Annotated in this window: 26 protein-coding genes; 6 read left to right on the plus strand and 20 right to left on the minus strand. The window is 37.6% G+C overall.

The annotated features are described in order from the left end of the window. The first annotated feature begins 45 nt into the window (after window positions 1-45). Together ACM40_RS07180 and ACM40_RS07185 are read left to right on the plus strand one after the other, a co-directional pair. Entirely contained in the window at window positions 46-534 is a 489-nt protein-coding gene (locus tag ACM40_RS07180; RefSeq protein WP_048502147.1) for a DUF6438 domain-containing protein, read from the plus strand. A gap of 86 nt (window positions 535-620) precedes the next feature. Next, a complete protein-coding gene (locus tag ACM40_RS07185) occupies window positions 621-1916 on the plus strand; it encodes a DEAD/DEAH box helicase (RefSeq protein WP_048502148.1) in 1296 nt (431 codons plus the stop codon). Window positions 1917-2022: 106 nt separating this feature from the next. On the opposite strand, the gene ACM40_RS07190 is transcribed toward ACM40_RS07185, so the two are convergent. From ACM40_RS07190 to ACM40_RS07220, 7 genes are all read right to left on the minus strand, one after another. Next, window positions 2023-2787 (minus strand): TatD family hydrolase, encoded by a 765-nt coding sequence (locus tag ACM40_RS07190; RefSeq protein ID WP_048502149.1) that lies wholly within the window; start codon window positions 2785-2787, stop codon window positions 2023-2025. 4 nt (window positions 2788-2791) lie between these two features. Beyond that, a complete protein-coding gene (locus ACM40_RS07195; RefSeq protein WP_048502150.1) occupies window positions 2792-3319 on the minus strand; it encodes a DUF4269 domain-containing protein in 528 nt (175 codons plus the stop codon). After that, window positions 3312-4271 (minus strand): GSCFA domain-containing protein, encoded by a 960-nt coding sequence (locus ACM40_RS07200; RefSeq protein WP_048502151.1) that lies wholly within the window; start codon window positions 4269-4271, stop codon window positions 3312-3314. The genes ACM40_RS07195 and ACM40_RS07200 overlap by 8 nt, the downstream gene beginning before the upstream one ends. 86 nt (window positions 4272-4357) lie before the next feature. Then, on the minus strand, window positions 4358-5329 hold the full coding sequence (locus ACM40_RS07205) for a polyprenyl synthetase family protein (protein WP_048502152.1): 972 nt from the start codon (window positions 5327-5329) through the stop codon (window positions 4358-4360). A gap of 101 nt (window positions 5330-5430) precedes the next feature. Further along, window positions 5431-6573, minus strand: coding sequence for an inorganic phosphate transporter (locus ACM40_RS07210; protein ID WP_048502153.1), 1143 nt, complete (start codon window positions 6571-6573; stop codon window positions 5431-5433). A gap of 20 nt (window positions 6574-6593) precedes the next feature. Next, window positions 6594-7232, minus strand: a complete 639-nt coding sequence (locus ACM40_RS07215; RefSeq protein WP_040998750.1) for a DUF47 domain-containing protein — start codon at window positions 7230-7232, stop codon at window positions 6594-6596. A 151-nt stretch (window positions 7233-7383) separates the two neighbouring features. Then, the gene (locus ACM40_RS07220) at window positions 7384-9081 is read right to left on the minus strand and encodes a DEAD/DEAH box helicase (protein ID WP_048502154.1); all 1698 of its coding nucleotides are present in this window, start codon (window positions 9079-9081) and stop codon (window positions 7384-7386) included. Window positions 9082-9556: 475 nt separating this feature from the next. Between ACM40_RS07220 and ACM40_RS07225 the strand changes: the two genes are divergently transcribed. Beyond that, complete coding sequence (locus ACM40_RS07225; protein WP_048502155.1) at window positions 9557-10219, plus strand: DUF2461 domain-containing protein; 663 nt, start codon at window positions 9557-9559, stop codon at window positions 10217-10219. Window positions 10220-10369: 150 nt separating this feature from the next. On the opposite strand, the gene ACM40_RS07230 is transcribed toward ACM40_RS07225, so the two are convergent. The 11 genes from ACM40_RS07230 to ACM40_RS07280 all read right to left on the minus strand — a co-directional run bounded on the left by ACM40_RS07230 (window position 10370) and on the right by ACM40_RS07280 (window position 20639). After that, on the minus strand, window positions 10370-11428 hold the full coding sequence (locus ACM40_RS07230; RefSeq protein ID WP_048502156.1) for a diphosphomevalonate/mevalonate 3,5-bisphosphate decarboxylase family protein: 1059 nt from the start codon (window positions 11426-11428) through the stop codon (window positions 10370-10372). 54 nt (window positions 11429-11482) lie between these two features. Further along, window positions 11483-13252, minus strand: coding sequence for an AMP-dependent synthetase/ligase (locus tag ACM40_RS07235; protein WP_048502157.1), 1770 nt, complete (start codon window positions 13250-13252; stop codon window positions 11483-11485). Beyond that, complete coding sequence (locus ACM40_RS07240) at window positions 13249-14262, minus strand: NAD-dependent epimerase/dehydratase family protein (RefSeq protein ID WP_048502158.1); 1014 nt, start codon at window positions 14260-14262, stop codon at window positions 13249-13251. Before ACM40_RS07240 ends, ACM40_RS07235 begins: the two co-directional genes overlap by 4 nt. A 446-nt stretch (window positions 14263-14708) precedes the next feature. Beyond that, the gene (locus tag ACM40_RS07245; RefSeq protein WP_048502159.1) at window positions 14709-15713 is read right to left on the minus strand and encodes an MvdD family ATP-grasp ribosomal peptide maturase; all 1005 of its coding nucleotides are present in this window, start codon (window positions 15711-15713) and stop codon (window positions 14709-14711) included. Continuing rightward, window positions 15710-16663, minus strand: coding sequence for an MvdC/MvdD family ATP grasp protein (locus tag ACM40_RS07250; protein WP_048502160.1), 954 nt, complete (start codon window positions 16661-16663; stop codon window positions 15710-15712). The genes ACM40_RS07245 and ACM40_RS07250 overlap by 4 nt, the downstream gene beginning before the upstream one ends. 79 nt (window positions 16664-16742) lie before the next feature. Further along, window positions 16743-16976 carry a microviridin/marinostatin family tricyclic proteinase inhibitor gene (locus tag ACM40_RS07255; protein WP_048502161.1) on the minus strand — a complete coding sequence of 78 codons (234 nt, stop codon included), beginning with the start codon at window positions 16974-16976 and terminating at the stop codon, window positions 16743-16745. A 51-nt stretch (window positions 16977-17027) separates the two neighbouring features. Then, entirely contained in the window at window positions 17028-17264 is a 237-nt protein-coding gene (locus ACM40_RS07260; protein WP_048502162.1) for a microviridin/marinostatin family tricyclic proteinase inhibitor, read from the minus strand. A 33-nt stretch (window positions 17265-17297) separates the two neighbouring features. Further along, the gene (locus ACM40_RS07265; protein ID WP_048502163.1) at window positions 17298-17543 is read right to left on the minus strand and encodes a microviridin/marinostatin family tricyclic proteinase inhibitor; all 246 of its coding nucleotides are present in this window, start codon (window positions 17541-17543) and stop codon (window positions 17298-17300) included. 117 nt (window positions 17544-17660) lie between these two features. Then, the gene (locus ACM40_RS07270) at window positions 17661-18440 is read right to left on the minus strand and encodes an alpha/beta fold hydrolase (protein WP_048502164.1); all 780 of its coding nucleotides are present in this window, start codon (window positions 18438-18440) and stop codon (window positions 17661-17663) included. Between the two features lie 88 nt (window positions 18441-18528). Beyond that, window positions 18529-19251: a pyridoxine 5'-phosphate synthase gene (locus tag ACM40_RS07275; RefSeq protein ID WP_048502165.1), complete on the minus strand. Its 723-nt coding sequence runs from the start codon at window positions 19249-19251 to the stop codon at window positions 18529-18531. Between the two features lie 119 nt (window positions 19252-19370). After that, window positions 19371-20639 carry a mechanosensitive ion channel family protein gene (locus ACM40_RS07280; protein ID WP_048502166.1) on the minus strand — a complete coding sequence of 423 codons (1269 nt, stop codon included), beginning with the start codon at window positions 20637-20639 and terminating at the stop codon, window positions 19371-19373. Between the two features lie 121 nt (window positions 20640-20760). Between ACM40_RS07280 and ACM40_RS07285 the strand changes: the two genes are divergently transcribed. After that, complete coding sequence (locus ACM40_RS07285) at window positions 20761-21252, plus strand: DUF456 domain-containing protein (RefSeq protein ID WP_048502167.1); 492 nt, start codon at window positions 20761-20763, stop codon at window positions 21250-21252. Between the two features lie 126 nt (window positions 21253-21378). Beyond that, the gene (locus ACM40_RS07290; protein ID WP_048502858.1) at window positions 21379-21888 is read left to right on the plus strand and encodes a hypothetical protein; all 510 of its coding nucleotides are present in this window, start codon (window positions 21379-21381) and stop codon (window positions 21886-21888) included. Here the strand turns inward: ACM40_RS07290 and ACM40_RS07295 are convergent. Together ACM40_RS07295 and ACM40_RS07300 are read right to left on the minus strand one after the other, a co-directional pair. Beyond that, a complete protein-coding gene (locus ACM40_RS07295) occupies window positions 21875-22516 on the minus strand; it encodes a uracil-DNA glycosylase (protein WP_048502168.1) in 642 nt (213 codons plus the stop codon). The two genes, ACM40_RS07290 and ACM40_RS07295, sit on opposite strands and share 14 nt — an antisense overlap. 216 nt (window positions 22517-22732) lie before the next feature. Further along, a complete protein-coding gene (locus ACM40_RS07300; protein ID WP_048502169.1) occupies window positions 22733-23242 on the minus strand; it encodes a GNAT family N-acetyltransferase in 510 nt (169 codons plus the stop codon). Window positions 23243-23341: 99 nt separating this feature from the next. On the opposite strand from ACM40_RS07300, the gene ACM40_RS07305 reads away from it, so the two are divergent. Beyond that, window positions 23342-25489: an endonuclease MutS2 gene (locus ACM40_RS07305; protein ID WP_048502170.1), complete on the plus strand. Its 2148-nt coding sequence runs from the start codon at window positions 23342-23344 to the stop codon at window positions 25487-25489. Window positions 25490-25506 lie beyond the last annotated feature (17 nt).

Below are 25506 nucleotides of genomic sequence, written 5' to 3' on the forward strand. Positions count from 1 at the left end.
TCCGTTTGGAATAATTCTTGAAAGAAATCAGGAAAATCATTCGTTATGAAATACATACTCAGTCTTTGCGCATTTATATTCTTATTGTCTTGTACAACACAGAAAACTGATTCAAAATATTCTAAAATTGAATATAAGGCAGGTCCATGCTTTGGTTCATGCCCTATTTTCACCATCACGATCAATCCGGACAGGTCAGCTATACTTGAGGCTGAACATTTTAACTTCTCCAAAGATTTTTCAAAAGGTGAATTTTCTAAACCCCGTGAAGGGACTTTTAAAGGTACAATCAAAGAAACAGATTATAACAAACTGGTTTCTTTACTGAATGGTCTTGACGTTAAAAGCCTGAAAGACAATTACGGAACAAGAAACGTAACAGATCTTCCCACTTCATATCTGAGGATTAATTTTGCAGACGGAACTTCCAAAAACGTAGAAGATTACGGCAAAAGCGGAAGCGAAAAGCTGAAAGAAGTCTATATGTTCATTGAAGAACTGAGACACAACCAGCAGTGGACAAAAGTAAAATAATCCGTTTAAAAATATTTAGACTACCTTTGTATCTTATAATTCCTTCACATTGAGGGAATTTTATTTTAAAATTAAAAAACATTCATTTGAATTTTACAGACTTAAACTTAATAGAACCTATTGCAAAAGCAATTCAGGAACAGGGATATACCAATCCAACCCCCATTCAGGAGAGATCTATTCCTGAAATCCTAAAAGGAAGTGACTTTTTAGGGTGCGCACAGACAGGAACAGGAAAAACAGCGGCGTTTGCGATTCCTATTCTTCAGAATTTATCAAAAAGCAAGACCAAGAATAATCATATAAAAGCCCTGATCTTAACGCCAACAAGAGAACTTGCCATCCAGATTGAGGAAAACATCAATGCATACGGAAAATATCTTCCGCTTAAACAACTTGTTATTTTCGGAGGTGTAAAGCAGGGAAATCAGGAAGCAGCCTTAAGAAAAGGCATTGATATCCTGGTAGCTACCCCGGGCAGACTTCTGGATTTTATTGCCCAGGGGATCATCAGCCTGAAAAACATTGAGATCTTTGTTCTTGATGAAGCGGACAGAATGCTTGACATGGGTTTTGTACATGATGTAAAAAGAGTGATCAAACTTCTTCCACAGAGAAGACAAACCTTATTCTTTTCAGCAACAATGCCTTCCGAGATTCAAAAACTGGCAGATTCCATCCTTGATAATCCTGTGAAAGTAGAAGTTACCCCGGTTTCTTCCACAGCAGAAACCATCAAGCAGTCGGTCTATTTTGTAGATAAGGAAAACAAACTTAACCTTCTTTCTCATATTTTGGAGAATGATATTGCAGATTCCGTACTGGTATTTTCCAGAACGAAACACGGTGCTGACAAAATTGCCAGAAAGCTTCAGAAAGACAATATCTCAGCAGAAGCGATTCACGGTAACAAATCCCAGAATGCAAGGCAGAATGCCCTGAATAATTTCAAGTCCGGAAAAACAAGGATTCTGGTGGCTACAGACATCGCCGCAAGAGGTATTGATATTGATGAACTTAAATATGTTATTAATTTTGAACTTTCCGACGTTTCTGAAACCTATGTTCATAGAATCGGAAGAACGGGAAGAGCCGGGGCAGAAGGATCTTCAATTTCTTTTGTAGACAGCCTTGATCTCCTGAATCTGAGAAATACGGAAAAACTGATCGGAAAGAAAATTCCCGTGGTAAAGGATCACCCTTTCCATACCGATAATCTGGTAGCACAGAAAAGGGATTCCAATAATAAACCTATGGCGGCTGGCAGTGGCGAAAGAAGATCTTCGAGATCTCCAAAACCTCAGAATAACAATAAGTCAGCAGGTAGTACTCCAACCGGATTCAAGAAACCTAAGAATAAAAATTTCACCAGAAAAAAATAAGAAAAAGCTTCTCATTGAGAAGCTTTTTTTAAGTCTATACATCCCCAACTTAAAAGGGAATTTTATTTTCAATATATTTCAGAAGGTATTCTTTTGAGTTTCGGCCTTATAACCCGAATAACTGACCTGCATTTTCCGTTGTAATCCTGTCAATCTCTGAGAAGTCTTTGCCATAAATATCCACCAGCTTTCCTGCTACCAGATCAAGATATGAGCTTTCATTTCTCTTTCCTCTGTGCGGAACCGGGGCAAGATAAGGAGAATCTGTCTCCAGAACGATCTTATCCAAAGGAATTTCATTTAAAAATTGATCTATTTTTCCATTTTTAAAGGTTACAACCCCTCCTATTCCCAATATAAAATTGAGGTCAATGGCATGTTTAGCCTGCTCCAGATCTCCTGAAAAGCAATGAAAAATTCCACGGAGCTTCGGGTGTTTTTTTCTTTCCAAAACTTCAAATGTTTCATCAAAGCTTTCTCTTGTATGGATCACAATAGGAAGATCCATTTCTATAGCCCAGTCGATTTGCTGCTCAAAAGCTTTCACCTGGATATCAAGCGTTGTTTTATCCCAGTAAAGGTCGATACCGATCTCTCCTATGGCAGGAAAATCCCTCTGATCAAGGTAATTTTTAACGATCTCCAGCTCTTTTTCCCAGGATTCCGGTTTTACATAACATGGATGAAGTCCCATCATAGAAAGGATCTGTTCGGGATATTCGCTTTCCAGCTGAAGCATTTTCTCATGAGATTCCGAATCGATAGCAGGAAGATAAAATTTTGTAATTCCTTTATCCAGAGCTCGCTGAATAGCTTCTTCTCTGTCTTCATCAAATTCTTCTGCGTATAAGTGCGTATGTGTGTCAATCATTTTCTTAAAATTTCAACAGATCTTTATACGGGTTTTTCAAGCCCATCAATAAACCGAAGGCCGGCTCAGTCTTGATTCCCTGTTTCTTAAGTTCTATTATTTTATATTTAAAATCTTCTCCTTTTTCTTTTAATATTCTGTATTCAGCTATCATATGCTGATAAGCATTTTGGGCAAGCACCGGTTTGTTCTGCCCGAAAATCTCTACTGGAAATTCTTCCAGCATGAAGTTCAGAACAATACTTTTTTCTCCCTGTATGGTAATGTTTTCAACCTTCACATCTGCATCTGCAGGAATTAGCCGGCTGAACATAATATCATCCAGAAAATCTTCTTCAAAACAAAGATCTACCTCACAAATAATATCTAAATCGCTGCCTTCAACATCAATTCCGATAGGAATAGTTCCTGCCAGCACCGGGGAATATGGCTTCAGCTTCTCAAAGACCTTATGCTTTGTAAGAACTTCATACACCCTTTTCTGCTTTTCATTTCCGGACTGCAGATATTCAAGGGTAGTGAAATCAATCATTTAAAAATATTTTATGTCTTACTTTTTCCCTCTGGGTTTTAATCCTCTGGCATAATTTTTCTCTAAACTCAATATATTTCGGATCCTTTTCATCATCCGTCCTGTGTTCCAGCGCTTTATTGATCTTAAAATTTTCTTTGATAAAGCTTTTCGTATCATCTGAAAAATAGGCTTCACCGAATTTATCAAAGATATAACTGACAGCCTGAGGAGTAGGATGAATCATATCTTCCCTGTAAAAACGGTAATCACGCAGATCATCCATCAGTATTTCATAAACAGGAAGATAATGGCAGTTTTCCAGTTGAGAAACAGACTCATGAACTGCTGTGATCAGCTTGGATTTACTCAATTGGTTCTCAACCATTCCATCTTTTGTATGGCGGACCGGTGAAACGGTAAACAGGATCTGTACATCATCCCGGCAGATGTCTTTCAGGTTTAAAACCGTGTTGTAGATAGAATCTGTAAGCTCCTGATGAGAAAGCAGCCTTTTTTCAAAAAACTTCTGAGGAATTTTATGACAGTTGGCGGCCAGTTTTTTCTTCGGGATAAATTCATAAATAAACGAAGTTCCGTAAGTAATAATTACCCAGCCGGCATCCTGAAGAAATCGGTTTCCTTCCTCTATTCCGGCATTGATTACATCCAGGGTCTGGTGGATGTATCTTCTGTCGAAGCTGCTGTGATGATCCAGAGAGATAAATTCATCATTAAAAGTGATCAGCTCATCTTCTGTATAGAATTCCGAATCATGGAGCCTTTTAACGGCATTGCTGATCGAAAAAGGATTAAAAATGGTTCCAAAGGGGTTATTCACGGTCTGAAGCTGTCCCTGTCCCAGCAAATCTGTCATTTCCGAAGCAAAACAAGAGCCTATTGAAAATATTTTATCTTCAACATCGATCTTTTTCTCTGACTTGGGAATGTCAACTTCAGTTCTGAATTTCATTGGTAAGGGATTAGGATTTAGGAATTAGGGCTAAGATAACTGTTACCAACAACTAATCCCTAAGCCCTAAATCCTTTTACCTTTAATTAGCTCTCTCTTCTCAACAGGTAATTAGCCAGTTCTATAAAAGGTTTTTTCTTTTCTTCAGGAATATTGATCTTTTCCAGGTAGCTCTGCCCTATTTCGTTATGTTTTTCAATCAGGCGCAATGCTTTCTCATCCACTTTGGTTCTTCTGAAGATTTTTTCAACCCCATATACTTTGTCGATGTTGTCTGTTTTCTTACCATACCAGTGATCCAGTTCTTTTCTCTCTTCTTCTGTAGCATGTTCCCTGGCTAAAAGATAAAGAACGGTTTTTTTGTTTTCATAAATGTCTCCTGCATGCTTTTTCCCAAACTGGGCCTGGTCCCCGAATACATCCAGGTAGTCATCCATAATCTGGAAAGCAATTCCAATATGTTTTCCAAAATTGAAAATCGCTTTGGCATCTTTGAAATTAGCTCTTGCAATAAGTGCCCCTATCTCGAAAGAAGATGCACTTAAAACTCCGGTTTTATAGGTAATCATTCGGATATAATCATCGTAGGTTACATCTTCCTGGGTTTCAAAATTGATGTCGTACTGCTGTCCTTCACACAAAAGGAGACCCGTATGGGTAAAGATCCTGATGCATGCCTTGAAAATTTCGGGTTCAAGGTCTTCGAAAAATTTATAGGCTTTAAGCATTAATCCGTCTCCGGAAAGGATTCCAACATTAATCCCATGAAGGGTATGAATGGTAGGTTTGTTTCTTCTCAGCGGAGCTTCATCCATAATATCGTCATGGATCAGGGTGAAATTATGGAAAAACTCAATGGCCAGCGCTGGTTTTATAGCCTGTTTAAGATCTCCCCCAAACAGGTCACAGGCCATCAGCACCATAATAGGACGAAGACGCTTTCCACCATGGGAAATGATGTAATTCATAGGGTCATAAAGTTCCGCAGGCTTGTCTTTAAAAGTATACTTAGTGATGGCGTCAGCAACGATCTGCTGGTATCTGTCTAAAAATTCCATAAAATCTTTTAATTTGAACAAAAATACAATTTTTCAAGGCTTTATAAAACAAAAAACTTTGCCCCGGAGGACAAAGTTTATATTATAGTTTCAACTTTAAATTAAGCCAGAAATGCTACTGCCATATAAGTAATTGCTGCAACAATTGCCGAAATCGGAATCGTTAACACCCAAGCCCAAAGAAGGCTTACTGTAATTCCCCATCGTACAGCAGAAATTCTCTTTGTAAGTCCTACCCCGATGATCGAACCGGTGATGGTATGTGTTGTAGATACCGGAATTGAAAGATGTTCTGTAATGAATAGTGTAATTGCTCCGGCTGTTTCTGCACTCACACCTTCTAATGGAGTTACTTTAGTAATTTTAGTTCCCATTGTTTTGATGATCTTCCATCCTCCACTCATTGTTCCTAAGGCAATTGCCAGGAATGAGACTAACGGAACCCATAAATAATGTTGAGCAAAATAATTAAAACGTTCTGCTGATGCAATGTTCAGATAAAGGGGATCATGAATAATATCTACGTGATAGAAAATGATTGCAGCCCCTATAATACCCATTACTTTCTGAGCATCATTTAACCCGTGCGTTAAACTGAACAATGCTGAAGATGCCAGCTGCAGCTTCTTAAATGACTGATCTGCTTTGTGCGGGTTTGATCTTTTATAAAGATGAACAATGATAAGCGTAATGATTATTGAAATCAGCATCCCGATAAAAGGAGCTAAGAAGATAAACAAAAAGATAGGAATCACTTTATCAAATTTCACCACACTTTGATGGGTAACCTGAGTGAATGCTTCCTTAATGGTCTGCCAAATACCTAAATCCGGCTGCGCTGTTGCTACAGCATGATAATCCAGCATAAAAGCGTGCATTAAAGCAGCTCCTAAAAAACCTCCGATCAGTGTATGTGAAGAGGAAGAAGGAATACCAAACCACCATGTTAGAAGATTCCAGGCGATGGCTGCAATAAGTCCTGAAAATATAACTTCCAGATTGATAAAATTTTCATTAACCGTTTTGGCAATTGTATTACCAATTTTAAATTCTCCAATTACATAAGCGGCCAGGAAAAAAGCGGCAAAGTTCCAAAGTGCTGCCCAAAGAACGGCCTGAAATGGAGTTAAAACTTTTGTAGAAACAATAGTCGCAATTGAGTTGGCAGCATCATGAAAACCATTAATGTAATCAAAAATCAAGGCCAAGGCAATAATAACTATAAGTAAAATCGGAAATTCCATTGTTTAGTTATAATTATTAATTAAGCGTATTTAATCATGATGTTCTCAATAGTGTTGGCAACATCTTCTGCTTTGTCAGTTACTATTTCAAGATAATTAAGTACGGATGAAACTTTGATAATGTTGATGGCATCATTGGTTTCAAACAGATCTACCATAGAATTGGATAACAGGTCATCTGCAATATTTTCAATAGAGTTCACTTTGATACATGCTTCTTTCACCTGGTCCATATTTTTGAATCCTTTAAGGTTTTTCATCGCGTTCTGGATCTCAAGACAAGCTTTGTGGATCAGTAATGAAAAATCTGAATAGGCCTTCATTTCAGGCGATTTGTATAGGAAGATGTATTTTGTGGAAGCGTAGATGTAATCTGCGATATCATCAAGGCCGGTTGCCAGGGTATGAATATCTTCACGGTCGAAAGGTGTAATGAAGTTTTTTCCTAATTCAACAAAGATCTCATGGGTAAGTTCATCATTTTTGTGTTCATAGTCGCTCATTCTTTTTAACATGGTGTCGTCATTAAGATCGAAATCTTTGATTCCGTTGTTAAAGTCCTCAGACATTGCAACTAGGTTTTCAGTTACTTTTTCAAAAAGTACAAAGAAAATTTTATCTTTTGGTTGAAAAGCGTGGAAAATATTACCAATTCCCATTGTTATGTATTTATAATTTGAGTGCAAATTTCCTAAAAAAGGATTTGCCCTGAAACAATATAACATTAAGTTTTGTTAACATTCGATTACCACCTGATTATCAAGTAAAAAAACCGACTAAAAGCCGGTTTTTTATATTGATGGAGATGCTTTAGTTTGCTACTTCAGCTCTCATTTCTTTTCCTTTAAACTTCATTGAAGGAATATTGCTCATTACATTTTCCTGGAAAGATTTTTCCACTTCAAAGAAAGAGAATTTCTCTAAAATTTCAATGTCACCGATTTCTGCTCTTTTTTTGCTTTTTCCGGCTGTAGCTTTATTAATGATATCCAAAACATCAAGCTTTTTCAACTGATCTTTTTTCCCTAAATTGAAGAAGAACCTTACCATGTTCTCATCTTTTCTTCTAGGTTTTCCGCCACGGTCTCTGCTTCTTCCGTCGCCGCGATCACGGTCTCTTCCTCTGTCCCTGTCTCTGTCACGACCTCTGTCTCTTCTTGAATAATCGTCATCTCTGCTGCTTAGTTTCTGCTCAACAAGATCATGTTTGTCTTTGTAATAAAGAGCAAGATCTTTCAGCTGGAACTGTAACAGTTTATGAACTAATTCTTCTTTAGTGAAGGCACTCAGATCAGGAATTAAGCTATCGTTAAATTCAAAGATATCTTCTTCATGCTCTGTAAATAGCTTTTCAAAAACTCCTCCAACCTGAGCTTTGATAATATCATCACCTGTTGGAATAAATTTCTCTACAATATCGATTTTAGTTGTAGATTTGATCTGCTTCAGCTTTCTGCTTTCTTCCGGCTTTATTAAGGCCATTGAAATACCGTCTTTTCCTGCTCTACCGGTTCTTCCGCTTCTGTGAACGAATACTTCCGGATCATCAGGTAAAGAATAGTGGATCACGTGTGTTAAAGAATTTACATCCAATCCTCTTGCTGCAACGTCTGTCGCTACAAGGATATCAATGTTTTTCAGTCTGAATTTCTTCATTACCGTATCTCTCTGCGCCTGGGAAAGGTCTCCGTGAAGCGCATCAGCTGCATAACCATTCTGCATTAAGAAATCTGCCACTTCCTGAGTTTCCATTCTTGTTCTGCAGAAAAGAATAGAATACTGGTTTGGATTGGCATCAATTAATCTCTTAAGAGCTTCTTTTTTCTGACGGTAACCTACCACATAATATTCATGCTTAATGTTCTTCTTAACCTCGTTAATAGAACCTACAGAAATACGGTGCGGGTTGGTAAGATAATTTTTGGAAATTCTTTCCACTTCTTTGTTCATCGTTGCCGAGAATAAGAAAGTCTGCTTTGTATCCGGTGTTTCACTTAAAATTGTTTCCAACTCATCTTTGAAACCCATGGAAAGCATTTCATCAGCTTCGTCCAAAACTAACCAATGAATAGCCGAAAAATCAAGTGCTTTTCTGTTGATAAGGTCGATTACTCTTCCCGGAGTACCTACAATAATTTGCGGTTTATCCTTTAAAGAACGAATCTGATCCATAATACTGCTTCCACCGTAAACCGCTGTGGTTTTGATGTCTCTCATGTACTTGGAGTAATTTTTTATGTCTTTAGAAATCTGAAGACATAATTCCCGTGTCGGACAAAGCACCAATAATTGGATTTTGCGACTCGTATCGTCAATCATATCCAAAATCGGAAGCGAAAACGCTGCTGTTTTGCCTGTCCCTGTCTGCGCAAGTGCGATCAAATCGCGAATATCTGAAAGAATGAAAGGGATAGTCTGTTTTTGGATTTCTGTCGGGCTTTCGTAACCCAGTTCGCCAATTGCCTTAAGAATGTCAGGACTTAAATTGGACTCCGTAAATAAATTCATTAAATATTTTAAAATTTTTGCAAAGATACAACAAATATTTGATTTGTTTTTGAATAAAGTTTTAAATATGTAAACTTTAATTCAGAATCCTTTAATATTTTTTTAATTTTTTAAAAATTAAATCCAAAAAAACGGGCCTCGCATTAAAAAGATGTTAAACATTATTTTTTTTTATTAAATTGGATTGATTTTTTCGCTATTATTTATGAATTTTCAAAAATAGCATGGTTCAACGTAAAATTTCATTTTAAAACGTCCCTTCTTACCAACTTATTTATCTCCCATTATTACTGGATTTATAGCCCATTATTCTTCCCAGGCTGTGGATGATAAAAGCTCTGCTTTTAAGTTAAATTAAAAAATCTGTTCTGCATTTTAATACATTCGCTATATATTATAATTTTTGGTCAGCATAAGTTTATTTTTTAACTTGGTTAAATAAATTAAAAAGCCCACCTAATAAATTTTAAAAAACATGCATACTATAAATCCGGAAACCCTGAAATTTTTACAAAATCTTACCATCAACAACAACCGTGACTGGTTTAATGAAAACAAAGCCGCTTATACAGAAGCACAGGAAAATGTTATTGCCTTCCTTGATGGCTTGATTAAAGAAATGTCGGGTTTTGATGAGGAACTGGGGAAAATTGACGGCAAAAAATCATTGTTCAGAATCTACAGAGATACAAGGTTTTCAAAAGACAAATCACCTTATAAAACTAACTTCGGAGCTTCCCTCGGAATGGGCAAAGGTAGCCAGAAAGGCGGCTATTACCTTCATCTGGAACCGGGTAAATCTTTCCTGGCGGGTGGTATTTATATGCCGGAATCTTCCGTCCTGAAAGAAGTAAGAAAGGAAATTTCTTTATACGGTGAGGATTTTCTTAAAATCATCAATCAGAAAGATTTTAAAAAGCATTTTCCAGAACTTGATCAGGATGATAAACTGAAAAAAATTCCCCAGGGATTTGAAAAGGAAAATCCAATGAGTGAATATCTGAAACTAAAGAATTTTATTGTGGTATATTCCCTGAAAGATGAAGAAATCACGGACAAAAATGCCATAAAAAACCTAACGAAAATCTTTAAGCTGATAAAGCCATTCAATGATTTCCTGAATGCCCCTTTTCAATAAAAACCTTCTACATTTTGAATTAGAAAGATTATGAAAAGTTCTCCTAAGCTGACTTTTTAACTTAAAACTCAAAAAGAATCTGATTAATCTGCGAGCGAAAAAAACTCTCACAGATTAAGCAGATTTTTATTTTCTTTATTACTTATTATTTTAAAACTTCATTACATCCTTCACTACTCCATTTTTCTGGGTGTGCTGCAGTAATTCGGTTTCGACGAATGTTTTGATTTTATCTTCAGAACCATTGTTTGGGAACAGAAGATGAACATTGGCTCCGGCGTCCAGCGTGAAAAACAACGGCTGGCCTGTTTCTTTTCTAAAATCCCAGATTTTATTGATTACCTCCAGCGTTCCGGTTTTCATCAGAATAAAGGCAGGATCACTCATCATCATCATGGCATGAAGAGTAAGTGCCTCATGTTCAACCAATCTTATAAATTCTTCCAGGTTGCCACTTTTAAGAATTTGTTTCATGGGAACAAAGTTTTCTCTTGCTTCCTGAAATCTTCTTTCCGCATAAGGATTCGTATTCATCAGGCCGTGTCCTACGGTTGAGGATACGCTTTTCTGACCTTCATGAATCAATAAAACCCAGTCATTAAAGTTTCTAAATATTTCATGAATTTCATCATCGGGATATTTCACCGCAAACAGATCTGAGCTTCCTTCTACCTCATCCGTTACCCCCCAGACTACAAGCCCGTTATACAAGCTTCTGCAGGCACTTCCGCTACCTAATCTTGCCAGAAATGAAGCTTTTTGTAATGATTCTTCCTCAGATGATTTTCCTGAAAAGATTTCGTCCAGCTTCATCAGACATTTTGCAATGGCACCAAACCCGGAAGCGGAACTTGCAATCCCTGAGCTGTGCGGGAAAGTATTTTCTGTTCTGATGATATATTTTCCTTTCAGTATCCAAGGGAGGTACTGCTCGATACTTTTAAAGTATTTTTCTATTTTTTCAGCAAATTTCGTTTCTTCATTGCCCGCCAGAAAAGTTTGTACAGTGAAAGCTTCATTGGCAAAAAACTCTATAGAAGTGTTGGTTTTGCAATGGTTTAAAGTAAAACTTATACTTGGATTTGCAGGGATTTGATCAGCATATTTACCCCAATATTTAATGAGGGCGATATTGGAAGGACAGCTGTCTGAAACCGTCTGATTATTGATAGTGAAATTTTGTTTTCCTAGAAATTCTTGTGTTGTCATAATCTGATTTAAAATAAAAAACGGCGCATCTGTTGTAATGGATTCAAGCTGTGTTTAATACATGCTCTCAATAATATCCGCATATTTTTTAAGGACCACATTTCTCTTGACCTTCAGTGTAGGAGTTATTTCTCCGGTATTGATATCAAACTCTGCAGGCATTAAGGTGAACTTTTTTACTTTCTCATAATCTGCGAGATGAACCTGTAACTCATTAATTTTTTCCTTATACAAAGCAATAATTTTCTCGTTTTTTACGGCTTCTTCCCAATTGGTAAAAGGAATATTGTTTTTTTTGATAAAATCCTGCAGAAACTCAAAATTGGGAACGATAAGCGCTGAAACAAACTGCCTTCCCTCTGCCACAAGCATAATCTGCTGGATAAAGTTATTATTGGTAAGAAGGTTCTCGATCTGCTGCGGTGCTATATACTTACCGTTGGAGGTTTTCATTAAATCTTTGATCCTGTCTGTGATAATCAGGTTTCCTCTATCATCAAACTTTCCGGCATCCCCGGTTTTGAACCATCCATCTTCCGTAAAAACTTTCTGTGTTTCTTCAGGCTTATTGTAATATCCTTTCATGATACCGTTTCCTTTCGCCTGGATCTCATCGCCTTCGCCGATACGGATTTCTACACCAGGTAATGGTTTTCCGCTGGTTCCATGCTCAAAATGGGTCAACGGGAAAAGGGTCAGTGTAGCGGTTGTTTCAGTCAGTCCGTACCCTACCGTGATGTGAATTCCCACTGAATCAAAGAATTTGGTGACTTCCGGCGAAAGCGACGCTCCCCCACAAGGTAAGAACCAAAGTCTGCCGCCCATCCTTTCTTTAATTTTACTGAAAACCAGCCTATCTGCAACGGATTCCTTCAGTTTCAATCCAAAAGGAACCGGTTTTTCATTTCTTCTAAGCTCTGCAGTCTGCCAACCTGTTGCCAGCGCCCACTTAAAAATCTTTTTCTTAAGCGAAGAGCCTTCTTCCGCTTTTTCCAAAACTCCGGCATATACTTTCTGGAAAAACCTCGGCACAGCACACATTGTAGTAGGCTTTACTTCTTCCAGGGCTTTGGCGATATTTTTCGGATCTTCCAGGAAATACACTCTTGCACCGCCATACAGGCAAAGCAGGCTCCAGCTTCTTTCAAAGACATGGCTTAATGGAAGGAAGGCCAGCGACAGTTCTTCTTCAAAATTTTTAAATTTAAAAAATTCAAAATGGGAATCGAAAGCCTTGATAAAATTTCCGTGGGTAAGCATAACGCCTTTAGGAGTTCCCGTTGTTCCGGACGTATAGATCAGAGTGGCCGTATCGTCATATTCTTTTTTACAGATTTCCAGCTTGGGAGATGATTTTGCAATGAAATCCTCGAGATAAAAACTGTTGAATTCTTTTTTGATCCAAACCGATTTTTTAGAGACAATAATGGTCTCCAAACTGTTTTCTTCTTTCTGTAAAATCTCCAGACAGGCATCATACTGTTCCTGGCTACCGACAAGCACAGCTTTTGCTGAAGAATCCCTGATAATATATTCTGCCTGCTCTGCATTATTAGTAGAATATACAGGTACAGTAACGGCACCGATTGCCATTGAAGCAAGGTCAACAGTCATCCACTCAGAAGAATTATCTGAGTAAATAGCTACTTTATCATTTTCCTGAATTCCTGCATTTTTCAGTGCATTTGCTGTTTTAAAAACGATTTCGCTGAATTTTTTCCAGCTCAGCTCTTTCCAGGCTTCATCTTTCTTTTTAAAGCCTATCGCTGATTTTACCGGATGCTTTTCTACATTTTTAAGGATAATTGCTGCTGCAAGATTCATGAATTCAGCTTTTTGTCGTTAATATAATTTTTAAGATGAAAATCAACACTTTCCTTTACGGGAATAAACTGATAATCAAGCTCTTTTTTTATTTTCTGATTGGAAATGGTATTGAGTGATGAGATGGCTTCAATATTTGATTTTGTAATGATTTTCAGCTTAGGAATCAACCAGCCGAAAAGAATATTGGCCAACCGTCCCAGATTCAGCTGAAATCTTGTAAGGATTTTTGCATCTTTTAATCCAAGCTGAGACCTGATCTGTTTTCCGAGATCTGCATATTTTTTGTTTTCGGAAACAAGAATAAAACGTTCCCCGAAAGCATTTTTCTCCATCAGCTGAATAGAAATCCGGGCTGCATCTCTGACGTCTATATAACTGGTTCCACCGGAAAAGGTAAAGCCATTATTTTCAAAAGTGGGAAATATATCGCCACTGCTTTGCCCCCAGTTTCCGCTTCCTATGATCATTCCGGGATTCACAATGATGGTATTCAACCCTTCAGCAGAGGCCCTCCATACTTCCATTTCAGCAAGGTGTTTAGAAATGGCATAGGCAGAATGTTCTTCTTTGGGATTAAATTCTGAATACTCGTCTAATTCGCCTTTTTCATTAAAAACATCCAAAACAGCAATGGTACTTACGTGAAGAAATTTTTTCACTTCCGAACCTTCACAGGCAAACAGCAAATTTTCAGTACCTTTCACATTGGTGTGGTACATTTCTTTTTCGTCATGAGGATGGAAACTTACTTTTGCGGCACAGTGATACACCTCATCCACATCTTTTAATGCATCCTGAAGCGCATCAATATCATCAAAATCTACATCTACCCAATCGATCTTATTAAAAAGATCATCAGGATTTTCTGTATAAAAGCCGTAAGAATGCCTTACATCGTTTAAATTGCTGCCCGGTCTTTTGGAGGCACGAACGTTTTTCCCTTTTTTCAGAAGTTCCAAAACAATTACCCTTCCCAGGATTCCGGTTGCACCCGTTACAAAAATCATTAATTATGTACTTGATTGCTGACTAAAATATGACAATATTTTCTATCCGGCAATTCTTCATTTCCCTGTAAAGTTGATAAAAAACTGCCTATGCAAATTTGCGATTTTTAAAGCAGAATTCCACTTTATTTAACCAATATTATCATTTTAAGGCATTCGGTTTTCCTGTTACTATAATTTTAAGTACAGGGAGTGATATTTTATCACTTTAATTATTATAATTTTAAAGCTTTGGAGACCATAAGATCACTTAAATCATTTGAATAAGGAGTTCCGTAAAACAACAGATATTTGTCGGATCACATTCCCCTCCCCTGGAGGGGTGGCAAAAATTCTATGAATTTTTGACGGGGTGGTTAAGCATAACACATCACTATTAGACACAAAAAAAGCACAAAAGATTGACATTTATCTTTTGTGCCTTTATATTAAATTACATTGCTTTTTCAAGCCATAACCATATTATTTCTTCTCGGAGCCTTATCACAAAGAACGTCTGCAATGCTCTTGGAAATCTGATTCCCTTCCGTCAGATTATCCAGCCAGAAAAATTCACCTGCCGCATTGATCTCAATGAAATAATATTCATCTTCCGGGGAAACAATGATGTCTATGGCACCATAATCCACATTGTATACATCTAAAAGTTCAAGAAGCTTGGTTTCAATATCAGAAGGAAGCTCTGTTCTTATCCATTTTGTAAGCAGGTTTACACCGTCCTTTCTCCAATCGACTTTTGCATCTTCAGACTGCTGGGAATCTATTTCAAAAGCATAAACGTCCTGCCCTACAATGGTAACGCGAAGCTCTTTTTTCTTCTCAATTTTTTTCTGGAACTGCATCGGGCAATATACCAACGAATCCAATTCCTCAAGTTTGTCTTCGTTAACAACATTGGTAAAGACTACGCTTTCCACTCCGTCTTCGTAAATAGCAAAACCAGTCTGCATTTTAGCGATCACATTCTGATGTTTAAGGATGAACTGCCTTGCTTCTTCCGGGTTGTTCGTCAGGCAGGTTTCAGGAATCTTAAGTCCTAATTTAACTGCAATTTTAAGCTGCTCTTCTTTACTGTCCAGTCTTCTGTAAATGCCCGGTTTCCCTAGTGCATAAGCATCCACAGACTCTATAAATCCGAAAAGCGTATTTCGGATCTCACCCATAGCAGCGCCATAGAATTTTTTATCCATTTCCTCTTTTACCCCGCTTCCGATATTATAGGCTCTCCTGTACCAAACAGCAGCAATATCATCCAGACGGTACTTTGCTCCTTTTGTTTCAAGAACACTGATCCATTCTCCATCCTGATATACCGTTGAAAGTTTATTTTGTATAGGATACAGATCCACATCGAAACGGATGACCTCGCAGCCATTTTTTTCTATATATTCCGTTACTTTTTCAATTGAAAAGTTATCTGCTGTATGCGTAATGATTAATATTTTATTCATGGATTGTTAATTCTTTTTATAAGGTTATCGGCGATTCTTTCTGCAATGGGAAAGCCCAACTCTTTCTGAAGCATTCCCCATTCTCCCTGCGGATTTACTTCAAGGAAATAATATTCCCCGTCTTTTCCCCTGATCATATCTATTGCTCCGATATAAAGTCCCATTTCCTGCATCATGGAAGCAAGGCCCGCTTTGATATTTTCCGGCAGTTCATAAGCAGACCAGATATAGTTTCCCTGTGCCACCCTCCAGTCTGCATTGTCACTGTTATTGATCTTTCCGGTGAAAAAGTCTCCGGCTATGTAAACAATCCTCAATTCATATTCTTTATCGATATACGGCTGAAAGATCATCGGGCAATACATAATATCTGCAATATGCTGCAGGGTATCTTCTTCAATGATCATTGTTGAGATAAGATTCTCCCCATTCATGGTTTTTGCAGTCAGGCTGTGCAGTTTTGCCACTGCTTTTCCGTTACAGAATTCATGAAAGAAGGCAGTAATCTTTTCTTCATCATTGGAGAAAATGGTTTTGGGAACGGTTAGATGATTTTCTTTGGCCGTTTTCAGCTGAAGCATTTTATTTCCATCAATTTTCCTTTCATTTTCATAAGGATTGATCCATGGAATATTTTCTAAAACAGTAATAAGGTTATAACGAAGGTTGGCGTATCCGCTCAGGAATATTTTTCTGTACTCTTCATCCAGTTCTTCGGGAACAGGTATGCCCCAGGCTTTCCTGTGCCACACTCCTTTAATATCTTTGGAATGAACGGTATTTCCGGATTCATCGGTCAGTTCAAATGAATCTTCATTCACACTGATCTTCTGGAGATGATTCATATGGTCGGAATTCAGCCTGAAATACGGAATATTTTTAGAGTTGAGATATGCAAAAAACAGATCAATATTATAAAAATCCTGTGAATGGGTAATGCAGAGAATCATTTGCCGGTTTTTATTAAAAAAGGAAACTTAGTGTAAGTTTCCTTGGGAATGATTGTATTAATACGATTAATATTTCGTTTTAGTCCAGTGGAACTGTTGGAGCATCATCATCTCCGTCAGACGGATATTTCAGCGTGTGCATCATATCATCTTTAGGGGACGTTACTACATCGATAGACGGCTTAGTGATTGAGTCTTTTAAAGTGTCGGTAATAATCCCTGTGTCTCCTCCTTTAATCGTTTCAGGATCTTTAAGCTGCTTTTCCAGGAATGACGCAAAGAACGGCTTCTTTTTTGAATTTTTGTCTTTCATAATAATTTAGTTTTGGTTGAAAGTATACTTGTAATTGTATTCTGTAGAAATTTAGACCACATCATCATCACCGTCTGAAGGATACTTCATAGTTACCAGAAGGTCCTTGCTTGGATGGGTGACATGATCAAAAATCTGTGCTGTAACGTTATCAATAGAAGGTGCAGTAACGATGTCGTTATCTGTGTTTGAAATAATGCCGCCACCCTGAACGGTTTCCGGATCTTTAATCTGCTTTTCCAGAAATGAGGCAAAGAACGGCTTCTTTTTTGAATTTTCGTCTTTCATAATCTTTGAGTTGGTTATTGTTTTTATTCCGGTTTAAAGAATGTCTAATTCCCCAGACTCATCGCTGTCAGACGGGTACTTCATAGTTACAGCCTGGTCCTTTAACGGAGTTGTTGCATTGTCGAGAAACGGTGATGTTGTAACATTATCCCTTTCAGGTATAGTAATAACATCTGTAGTAGATGTAGTAATGCCCCCACCCTGGATTTTTTCAGGATCGCTGATTTGTTTTTCTAAAAATGAAGCGAAGAAGGGTTTCTTTGAATTTTTCTTTTCCATAAGTTATTATATTTAGTTTTTAAACAAAACTAAAGTACAAAAAATTTCAACATATGGGGAAATAATATTTTTATTTTAAGAAAAATTTAACTAAACCAATCAAAAGACAGAAATAAATTAATTTAAATTCAAAAACTCTTTAACAACTTTCGCGAAATCTACCGGATTTTCGGCCTGAACCCAATGCCCAGCATTTTTAACCGTAACTATTTTAGCTTTTGGAAACTGCTGTTTGATTCCGTATTCGTCCTGAGGAAGAATATAATTCGATTTTTCTCCTGCAATAAACAAGGAATCGCCTTCGAAAATTCCAAATTTAACAGCATTGGAAACAAATTCGTTATATTTTTCAGATAAGGTTTTAAGATTGAATCTCCAATTCAGTTTTTTGTTATCATCCCAATACAGATTCTTCGCTAAAAACTGGATCGTGGATTTTTCAGGAATATACTGACTCAATACGGCTTCTACTTCTGCCCTCGAGCTCACTGTATTAAAATCTACAGTTTCAAGAGCTTTAATAATCCCCTGATGATGAGGGGGATAGGCTTTTGGTGAAATATCCACTACAATAAGCTTTTCTACTCTTTCAGGATATTTCAGGGCAAACTGCATAACTGCTTTTCCACCCAGGGAATGCCCCAGAACATATGCTTTCTGAATTCCGTAATGATCCATATAGCGGGCAATATCATCAGCCAGATCGTCGTGCGTCATGCTTTCGGAATGAAAACTTCTGCCATGATTTCTCAGGTCGATCAGGTGTACGGGAAGATACTCACCCAGGTCTTTCCCGAAGCTTCCCCAGTTATCAAGCATTCCAAAAAGTCCGTGAAATACAAGAAGCGGCGTCACCGTAAGATTTTCGCCAAATATTTTTGAGTTTAAGATGTCCATTTTTTTGATTTTAGAAATGAGTAGATAAGCTTAGAAATGAGTAGATGAATATTGCAACTAATCAATATTCTCCCACGGCTTCTATCTTTTAGCCCCAGACTGCCAATCGTTTTAAGTAGGCCTGAACTGTATTTTCAAGCCCCATATAAAGTGCTTCAGATATTAAAGCATGACCTATGGAAACTTCCAGAAGATTGGGAATATTGTCTGCAAAATATTTTAAATTTTCAAGACTCAGGTCGTGTCCTGCATTAATTCCTAACCCAAACTCGGTTGCAGCCAGTGCCGTTTCATAATAAGGTTTTATAGCCTTGTCTTTGTTGGTAAGGTAATTTTTTGCGTAAGCTTCAGTATACAGCTCAATTCTGTCAGCTCCTGATTTTGCAGCGTATTCTACAAGTTCCGGCAAAGGATCAAGAAAAACAGAGGTACGGATTCCTGCATTCTTAAATTCTGCAATAATTTCTGTAAGGAAATCCAGATGTTTTTTGGTATCCCAGCCTGCATTGGATGTGATGGCATCGTCCGCATCAGGGACAAGAGTTACCTGTTCAGGCTTTACCTCAAGAACCATATCAATAAAAGAACGGTGAGGGTTTCCTTCAATGTTGAATTCAGTGGTAACAAGGGGTTTCAGGTCATACACATCTTTTCTGGTGATATGTCTTTCATCAGGTCTTGGATGGATGGTAATTCCCTGTCCGCCAAATTCCTGGATTTTCACTGCCGCTTCTGTTACGCTTGGTGTTTCACCTCCTCTTGCATTTCTTATCGTCGCAATTTTATTGATGTTTACGCTTAGTTTTGTCATTTTTTATTGATGTTAGATAATAAGGATAGAAGCTTGAAACCATTCATTGCATACCGCACTTTAATTTCCTCATTATCATAATTAAATTAATTTTAGAGATCTATATAAATATTGTTTCATCAGACCTTTAAGCTGATCTGCATTACCTGAAGATCAAATTCCTTCGAAGCAACCAGCAGATGGTCAAAAATATCTGCCTGAATCTGCTCGAAATGTTCCCATTTTGAATCGTTAGAGAAACAATATATCTCAAGCGGAAGCCCTTGCGGAGTAATATCCAGCTGGCGGACCATTTTTGCTCCTTTCTGATCTATATCAGGATCATTTTCTATATATTTCTGTGCATAATACCTGAAAACCCCGATGTTGGTAAGCTGTCTTCCATTAATGGTTTTATCATTATGCTCCAGATTTTGTTTTTCTTGTTCAATTTCCTGTGTTTTCTCTTCCAGGTAGTCTGAGATCAGGTTGATTTCTTTCAGGCGTTCAATATCTTCTTCGTTCAAAAATTTAAAAGAATTGATATTGAAATAAATAGATTTCTTAATCCTTCTGGTATTGGATTCAGACATCACCTGGAGGTTTTTAATCTCCGTGGTCAGGAGATCATAAGTAGGAATGGTTGAAACTGTTTTATCGAAATTGGTGATCTTCGTTGTGAGAAGACTTATATCAGTAATGTTTCCTTCGATGCTGTATTTTGGAATACTTACCCAATCCCCTACTTTCAGATTTTTGGAGGTAGCCACATGGATCCCGGTTACAAAACCTAAAATAGTATCCCTGAAAACGAGAACCAATACAGCAGTAATGGCCCCTAAGCTTCCGACAATAGTAGTTCCTTTGATCCCGAATATTACGCAAAGCCCTACGACAGAAAAAATGAAGATTCCCAGGATCTTTACAGTTTCCGAAATGGCATTCAGTGCCATGATCTTATAAAAATCCTGTTTTATGGTGAAGAAATACCTGAAACCCGTCAGTGATCTGTAAAGCATTCCCGCCAGAATCATTACCAAACCTAAATTGATGGATCTGTTGATAAAAATATTGGTTTTAGGAAGTGCTGTAGCAGGAAATATGGACGGATGAATGGCTCCTACTACCAAAAGTGCTGCAAAATGAGCAACAGAATTCGAGATTTTAGACTGATAAACGGACCGTATAACCGGATATTTTTCATCACTTTTAAAAAATCTGAAAACAAAATTAATAACGAATTTAAAGATAAAATCCACCACTAAAAACACGGCACACAACAGCCCTAACTTAACAATAATATGAACGACCCAATCCATACCGCCAGGCGTCACCTGGCTGATATAAATATAAAGCTGATCACTTATTTCCTGCAAAAAGCTTTTTGTATCCTGTATTTCGTCTTTCATTACAGCAAATTTATAAATAAAGAATGATGATGTAGCTATTGACAATCAATTTTCATCCCAAATATGAAAAAGGCTCCTGCAAATTTTCTTTTTTCCTATCTTGCATAGATAATTTTAAAGAATGGATACAGCCTTAATCAATATTCTCTGTCTTATTTTACTGGTTCTAGGAATACTGGGTACTTTCCTACCTGTACTTCCGGGACTTGTACTGAGTATCTGTGGTCTTCTGATCTATAAATTCGGGACGGATGCCGATCTGCCTATGATCTATATCTGGGCTTTTGTGATCCTTACCTTAATTTCTGTAGTACTCAGCTATGTAATTCCTGCAAAAACCAACAGAAAATATGGAGGTACACGCTGGGGAAGCATCGGATCAATCATCGGAACCATCGTAGGAATTTTTATTCCTATTCCTTTAGGATTCCTGGTAGGAATGTTTGCCGGCGTATTTATCGGGGAACTTCTTCATGACAGCAAGGATATGAATAAGGCCCTGCAATCGACTAAAGGAGCATTTATCGGCTTCATTTACGGAACAGGTTTCAGCCTTGTGGTAGGTGTGGCAATGTTTTTGGTAGTAGTATTGAATATGCTTGGTGTTATTTAAACAACATAATATTAAAATTTAGACGGAAGCTGGAAAAGGTGGATGGAATAATGCTTGATGTCAGATTTCCGGCATTGCAGTTTTGACAGATTAATTATAAATAAATTCACATCAAAAAAAAAAGATATGTTTCATAAAGCCATTATATTAAGTTTGGGAATGCTGACCTTAGCAGGCTGCAATGCCCAGAAGAAAGCAAAAACACCGGAAGTAAAAGCCGGAGCAGCTTCAGGCACGAAAGGCACCAAGGCTTCAGAAAAAGAAGGTATCGTTTATTTTAATCAGGGAGAAAATAAATTTCTTCCGAAATATCAGATGAATGTTACATTCAAAGGAATTTCCGAAGACAGCCGTTGTCCTGAGGGCGCCAACTGCATCTGGGCAGGCGTTGCCATAGCACAGGTAGAAGTTATGAGCACTACTTCCAGACCTGTGATTTTAAATCTTGCCACGATGGATAATGCCGGAAGAAATTACCACCAGTCTGAAGGATTCAACGGATATACCATTTCACTGGAAGAGGTAAGCCCATTCCCGAAATCCGACGGAGGGGCAAAAGCTTTGGAAGGAAAATACAGAATCGGGATCAAATTCACCAAAACCGGAGCTACCAGATCGGAAACTACCAGGAAATAGGTTTCTTTCCTTTTGAAATAAGGTATTCGTTAATTTTCGAGAAAGGTTTGCTTCCGAAAAATCCTCTGTACACAGAAAATGGAGACGGATGCGCAGACTTTAAAATAAAATGCTTGGCCGGATCAATGAGTTCGGCCTTTTTTTGTGCAAAAGCGCCCCACAAAACGAAAACAACATTTTCTTTTTTATCTGAAATTTCTTTGATGATAAAATCAGTGAATTTTTCCCATCCTAAATCTTTGTGAGAATTCGGAGTGTGCGCACGAACCGTTAAAGTTGCATTCAACAATAAAACGCCCTGTTTTCCCCAATCATCCAGCTCTTTTGAAGTTCTTACAATTCCTAGATCATCTTTTAATTCAATGAAAATATTTTTAAGAGACGGCGGTGCAGCAACCTGTTCAGAAACAGAAAAGCACAATCCATTCGCCTGAAAGTCATTATGATAAGGATCCTGTCCTATAATCACCACCTCAACATCTTCAAAGGGAGTAATTTCCAGCGCTCTGAATATCTGGTTTTTAGGTGGAAAAACTTTTGTGGTTGCGTATTCCTGTTTTACTTTTTCCAAAAGGTTTTTAAAATATTCCGTATTTTTTATCGGGGCTAAAATTTCAGTCCAGGTCATTGTAATATTATTTTCGATCAGATATTGACATAATTATAAAACATATTTTCTTTGAATTGCCCTCGATTGGGGTTCATTAATTTTTTATAATTTTCAAATATACATAATAATCATTTTTCAATCAAAAAAGCAATACCTGCCACTGTCAATAAAGCTATTAAATATCAGTAATTTTAGAATAATCAGAAATACTTTTTTATTTGTAATATCATCAAACTAGTGATACTTCTTTAAGCTAAAAACAATATTATCAGGAAAGTCTTCATCTTTTCTCTCCTCTTCCAAAACAAAATGGTGCTTCAGCAGAAGATTTTTCGAGCTTTCATTGAATTTATGGGTCATTGCCACTACTTCCTGAAGGTGCAGTTCATTAAATCCGAGTTTTAAAACCGCTTCCAAAGCTTCCGACATGATGCCCTTTCTGTGATATTCAGGTAAGAGTTCATATCCTACTTCCGCTGTCTTTCTGTCTTCAGAAAAATTCCAGAGGCAGATCGTTCCGATAAGATCGGGCTGATGTTTTAAAGAAATTCCCAAATAAACTGTCTGGTTATTCCGGGTGTTTTTCTTGATGGTTAAAATAAACTGAAGCGCATCATAATTATTTTTCGGAGAATTCCTTTTCACAAACTGATTGATCACTTCATTGCTGCGGATCCGTAAAATATCTTCAACGTGGCTTTCGTTGATTTCTTTTAATAATAATCGTTCTGTTTCGAGTTTCATATTTCCAAATGTACTAAAACTTAATAATTACCCCATTTTCAAATTCTCAAATTAACTCATTTTCAAATTAAATTCACATTTTCTCACTAAATTTGCATTGTGTATATAAATAAAGAAGATTTAAACGAATTAGAGTTTCCGCAATTGCTCGCGGAGATCTCTCCATTTGCGTATTCTCCGAAAACGAGAGAAAAAATTCTTCAACTTCGTCCCATGGAAATTGACGAGGCGGAACTTTCCCTGAAAAAAACGTCGGAATACCTTTCGAGTTTTGAAAGTTCAAATGCAATTCCGTTCGATGAATACGAAGATATCGAAAGTGAGCTGAAATTAATGCTGATCGAGAATTACCGTCTGGAAAACAGTGCTTTCATTAAAATAAAAACCTTAACTGAACAGATAGGAAAGCTTCAGAAGTTTTTCCCAACCATGCCTGACACTTTTCCTAAACTGATAGGTGATGTTTCTGAGCTGGAATTCAAAAAAGAAATTATTGATAAGATAGATAAGGTCTTTAACCGTTTTGGAGAAGTGAAAAGTGATGCCTCTCCTGTTCTGAAGGAGCTCCGTTCTGAAATTCAGGTGGCTAAAAAAGCCATTCAGGAGAATTTCAACCGTGCTTTGTTCAATTACGGACAAAGTGAATTTCTGGATGATATCCGCGAAACCATTATTGAGGATCAAAGAGTTTTAGCTGTAAAATCGGGATTCAAAAAAAGGGTGGCCGGAAGAGTTTTAGGAATTTCAAAAACAGGTTCTATTACTTATATCCAGCCGGACAGTGTAGTAAAGCATTACTTCAAGCTCCGTGAAAGTGAAGAAGAAGAGAAAAAAGAAATCGACAAAATTTTAAGAAAGCTTACTGCTGAACTGGCAGAGTTCCAGCCCCAGTTGTGGAGATACCAGGTTTACATTTTTGACCTTGACCTTACGAGAGCAAAGGCAAAATTTGCAGAACTGGTTAACGGAATCCTTCCCAAGATCAACCGTCACAGAACATTAAAGCTTAAAGATGCATTTCATCCGCTACTGTGGCTGAGAAATAAGGCAGAAAATAAGACTATTTTCCCACAAACTTTGAGTTTAACGGATCATAACAGAATTATCTGTATTTCCGGGCCGAATGCAGGAGGGAAATCCATCACCCTGAAAACCGTTGGACTGCTGCAGCTGATGATCCAGAGCGGAATTCTGGTACCGGTACATCCAAGGTCTGAAATGTTCTTTTTTGAAAAAATCATGACAGATATCGGTGACAATCAATCTATTGAAAACCATCTTTCAACTTATTCTTCCAGACTGAAGAAAATGGCTGGAATTATCCGTGAAGCTGATGGTAATACCCTGTTGCTAATTGATGAATTCGGGACGGGATCTGACCCTGAGCTTGGTGGTGCCCTTGCGGAAAGCTTCATGGAGTATTTCTACGATAAAAAGAGTTTTGCCATCATTACCACACACTATACAAATATCAAACTGGTAATAGAGCAGCTTCCGCATGCTGAAAATGCAGCGATGCTTTTTGATGAGGAAACGCTGGAGCCCATGTACAAACTGGAAGTGGGACAGGCAGGAAGCTCATTTACTTTTGAAGTGGCTGAGAAAAACAGGATTCCAAGGTTTATCATTCATGCTGCGAAAAAGAAGGTGGAACACGACATTGTGAACCTGGATAAAACCATCGTAAAGCTTCAGCAGGAAAAATTTGAGGTTGAAAAGCTGAAAACTGACCTTGCCGAAAGAAAAGAATCCGTAGAAGATAAGCGCGATAATTTACAGAAACTGAACGAGCAGCTACAGCAGAAGCTTTTCAATTTCCAGAAACTGTATGAAGAGGAACACCGCAAGCTTCAGTTCGGTAATAAGATTGAAACTTTCATCGACAGTTACGTAAAAGGAAAATCGAGAAAAGATGTGGTGAAAGATTTCGTGAAGCTGCTTGAGCAGGAGAAATTCAGGAAAATAGGCGCAGATAAAGATGAATCGAAACGTCTTCAGGTAGTGAAAAGAAAGATCACCCAGCAGCTTAAAAAGGAAGAAGTGATCGAAAAAATTGCTGAAACCAATGAAAAACTGGAAGAAAAGCGCAAAACTGACCGTGCTGTGTGGATGAAAGAAGGCCAGCGTGTTCGTATTCCGGGAAGTACCAGCGTAGGAACGATTGAAAAGATTTCAAAAAATAAAGTGATTGTGAATTACGGAACTTTTAAGACGACGATTAATGCGGATGAGCTGGAAAGGATCTGACAATTTAGGAGTTATAG

It is taken from the genome of Chryseobacterium sp. BLS98, from assembly GCF_001045445.1.
In the GTDB taxonomy this organism is placed as follows: Bacteria; Bacteroidota; Bacteroidia; order Flavobacteriales; family Weeksellaceae; genus Chryseobacterium.